At 58.7% G+C, this 3,211-nt stretch carries 4 protein-coding genes; 2 read left to right on the top strand and 2 right to left on the bottom strand.

Annotation, left to right across the window (positions count from 1 at the left end; all coding sequences use genetic code 11):
* Window positions 1-67: 67 nt before the first annotated feature.
* Window positions 68-295 carry a VIT1/CCC1 transporter family protein gene (locus KKA81_16250; GenBank protein ID MBU2652479.1) on the top strand — a complete coding sequence of 76 codons (228 nt, stop codon included), beginning with the start codon at window positions 68-70 and terminating at the stop codon, window positions 293-295.
* 603 nt (window positions 296-898) lie between these two features.
* Here the strand turns inward: KKA81_16250 and KKA81_16245 are convergent.
* Together KKA81_16245 and KKA81_16240 are read right to left on the bottom strand one after the other, a co-directional pair.
* On the bottom strand, window positions 899-1,624 hold the full coding sequence (locus tag KKA81_16245; GenBank protein ID MBU2652478.1) for a hypothetical protein: 726 nt from the start codon (window positions 1,622-1,624) through the stop codon (window positions 899-901).
* Window positions 1,599-2,153 carry an RNA polymerase sigma factor gene (locus tag KKA81_16240; protein ID MBU2652477.1) on the bottom strand — a complete coding sequence of 185 codons (555 nt, stop codon included), beginning with the start codon at window positions 2,151-2,153 and terminating at the stop codon, window positions 1,599-1,601. The genes KKA81_16245 and KKA81_16240 overlap by 26 nt, the downstream gene beginning before the upstream one ends.
* Before the next feature lie 460 nt (window positions 2,154-2,613).
* On the opposite strand from KKA81_16240, the gene KKA81_16235 reads away from it, so the two are divergent.
* Window positions 2,614-3,198 carry an RNA polymerase sigma factor gene (locus KKA81_16235; GenBank protein MBU2652476.1) on the top strand — a complete coding sequence of 195 codons (585 nt, stop codon included), beginning with the start codon at window positions 2,614-2,616 and terminating at the stop codon, window positions 3,196-3,198.
* Window positions 3,199-3,211: the final 13 nt, after the last annotated feature.

The following is a 3,211-nucleotide window of genomic DNA, read 5'->3' as shown; positions in this document are numbered from 1 at the left end:
TTCGTTTGAGTGGGTGAGAAGCGTCAACATTTGTTGGCTTCAATCCTGTTCTCCATTGATATGAAGTTTGAATTGGGCCGGAGCCGCCCGATCCTCGCCGTGCCCGACGGAGTGCCTTCACGATTACGCTGTCGTAATCGCCGGGGGGATCATTCCGCTTTTATCGTACATCTTTATCGCTCAGATTACGACGGCGCTGCACGTGTCGATCGAGGTGACCCTTGCGGCGTTGTTCGTATTTGGCTTCGCGAAGGTTCGTTTCACCGGACTCAATCCGATCAAGGGGGCCTGTTGAATAAGCCAAGTCACGACCTCATGCGAAGTCCGTTGCGACTACTAAAGAATGTCGAATCGACTCCGGCTCAAGGATGTGGCCAGAGGTTGCTTCGTCGTCCGCCTTCGGCGGTCTCCTCGCAAAGACGTTCCCCGGAGTTTTTCAACAGGCCCAAGGGGTGGATCCAAACGGTGTTTATCGGCACTCAGGCGGGCTCGGCGGCGATTCTGATCGCGCGTATGATCGACTGAGCCTTCCAGGTTGCCTCGGCAATACCCGTTTTCGAATACATGAAACCGGGGTATCCTGAAGCCCCGTCGCAGTAGGCAAAGCCGGGATCCTAAGGCGGATCGACGGCGTCTTTGATTTGTCTCTGTACCGCCGAATTAGAATAAAACGCAAGCGTTTCAATTTTGTAATGCCGTTTTCGAATATTCGAAACGCGCCGGTTTTATCGTCAACGATTTGCTGCCTCCCTGATTGAGTCTCCCGTGGGCTCTAATACCGAAAACAGCAGTTTCGATAATTCGAAAACGCAAACCACATATCCCTTGCCGGAGTAAGGAAAAGCGCCGGGGCCCAATAGCCGCCGGCGCTTTGTTTTTCGTTCATTTGAGCTCGGATCTACTGACCGTCGCTCTCGATATCGATCTGGATATTCTTCTGACCGTTGGCGTCGGTGTCGATCGTGACGTTTTTGACCGTGCCGCCCTGAGCCTTGATCTGCTCGGCGATTTGGGCCGCGATCTCAGCGTCGGTGAGGCCGTCGGTGGCTACCTCGATTCGGAACAGCTTCTCCAACGCCTGGGCATAGAGCGTTCCCGAGACGCGACGGATAACCGGTGCGCTGGTGGCGGTCGGCTCGATCCCGGTCAGAGCTTTGTAGGCGCTGACCGTGGCGTTGGCCTCGGTTTCCGATTTCAGCCCGACGATCGTGTAGCGGGCTTCGGCGCCGTTATCGGAGAGGTTCACCGAGCTGTTTTCGATGCCGACTGCGGACAGGGCCGCGACATAGGCGTTCGGTTCGACGGCGCTGTCGGACGGGGCGGTCAGCGACACGGTATAGCCGACGACGCTTGAGTAGGGCAGCGGGATGAGAATCGAAAAGACGAGGAACGCGGCGAACGCCACGGCTCCGGCGGTCAGTTTCGGGTAGGATCGGATGGATTGCATTATGGTCGCCATGATGGATGTCTCCCTGGTTCGGTCGGCCAGTTGCGCCTCGACCCGTGTTTTCAGGAATGTCAGTTCACTTGCGGGCGGGGTATCCGCGCGTCGTTCGGTCTGAAACGCCCGGTCGAGAATTTCCTCGGCCTGTCGGGTGTTATTCCTGGTCTTGCGGTAACGCATATCCGGCCTTTCGCATCGTTACGGGTGGTGGTTGTTTCGGCGCGAGATACTTTTCGATCTCGTGACGCATCTTGCGCCGGGTTCGGGCCAGCCGCGCTTTGATCGTCCCATCGGGGCGGTCGAAGCTTGCGGCCAGTTCGGCAACTGTCCAGCCCTCAAGTTCGAACAGGGTCACCAGTGCGATTTCATCCGGTTTGAGGGCGGCAAACGCCCGGTCCAGCCAGCGCCGCGCGGTCAATTCGCCGGCAGGATCGTGAGCGTGTTCGATCATGATCGATTCGTCGGAAACTTCTTCCTGGCGGCGCCGCAGCGATCGGAACCGGTTTTTGTAACCGTTGATCAGTATCCGGTACAGCCACGGCCGGAGGGCCCCGGGGTCGCGAAGTGAGTCGATCTTTCGCAGGGCGGTCAGGAGGCCGTCCTGGTAGAGATCGTCACCGTCTTCGAGATTCCCGGTCAACCGTCGGCAAAAGCGCTGGGCTTTTGCGTGCTCCGGTTCAAGCAGTTGCCAGAATTGGTTTCCATTCATAGTTGCTACCCTTAAGACACCAATATGGCGGATTCGGTTGCGTCGGGACAGGGGTTTTCCTCCAAAGGCAGGTCCGTTCCGGACCTGCCGAGAATCGAGCGTCGGGCACGACGGACCGGGGCAGGTCCCTCTTCAGGGGTCTTGACCTACAATTTGTTATGGTGAGACCTGCACCGTCATGGTGAGCGGAAGTCGAACCATGACCCGCACGAACCTCGAATGCAACACCTCTGCCCGTCAGCCTTCGACTCCGCTCAGGCTGACGTTACTCTCGCTCAGGGTGACGCTGCTGCTTGAAAGGCGTCAAGACCGCACCCTCCGGGACCTGCCCGAACCTCAATTGCTCAACTTCAGGTACCTTTTCACTCTCGATTGCGTATGTTACATTGTCACAGCAGTTTTAACCAGTACTCCAACATAGCCGGTAACCTTGGGCCGGCCCAATGTGTCTTAGGGGCGCATGGAACACAGTAGGGACCTATTCTGGACACTCCATGAACCGGAACATCCGCGGGCGCGGGCGTTCTGCCGCAAACTGGCGGGCAATCGGGACGACGGCGACGACCTGTATCAGGACGCGCTGGTCGCCGCTCTCACCGGTTTCGGCAGCCTTCGGGATCCCGACGCTTTTCGACCCTGGCTGTACCGGATCATCGTGAACACCTTCCGCAACCGGTTGCGCCGGTTTCACGCCGACCGCCTTCGGCGGTTTCGCGACCAATCGACGTCGGCACCGACCGAGGGATTCAGTGCAACCAGCCCTGAGGCGGCTTATGCCGCCCGCCGGCGGCTCGAGCTTGCTCTCCGGGCGCTGTCGCTCGAGGAGCGCGCCCTCGTGACGATGTTCGAACTCGACGGCTGGGCGCTGGCGGAGCTGACGGAAGTGTTCGGGCGCTCGGTGGGAGCGTTGAAGGTCCGGTTGTTCCGGGCGAGACGAAAGATGCGCAAAGCGGTTCTTAAACAAATGACCGCCGAGCAACAAACCGCAAACGCCCTTACGGGCAAGGATGAGATATGCGTTGCTGGGAAGCCAGGCGAAAACTGACCGAGTCGCTTAC

The organism is Bacteroidota bacterium (genome assembly GCA_018831055.1).
Lineage (GTDB): Bacteria > Bacteroidota > Bacteroidia > Bacteroidales > B18-G4 > M55B132.
The sequence above is the reverse complement of the archived record's forward strand: the minus strand, read 5'-3'. Positions and strand labels throughout refer to the sequence as shown.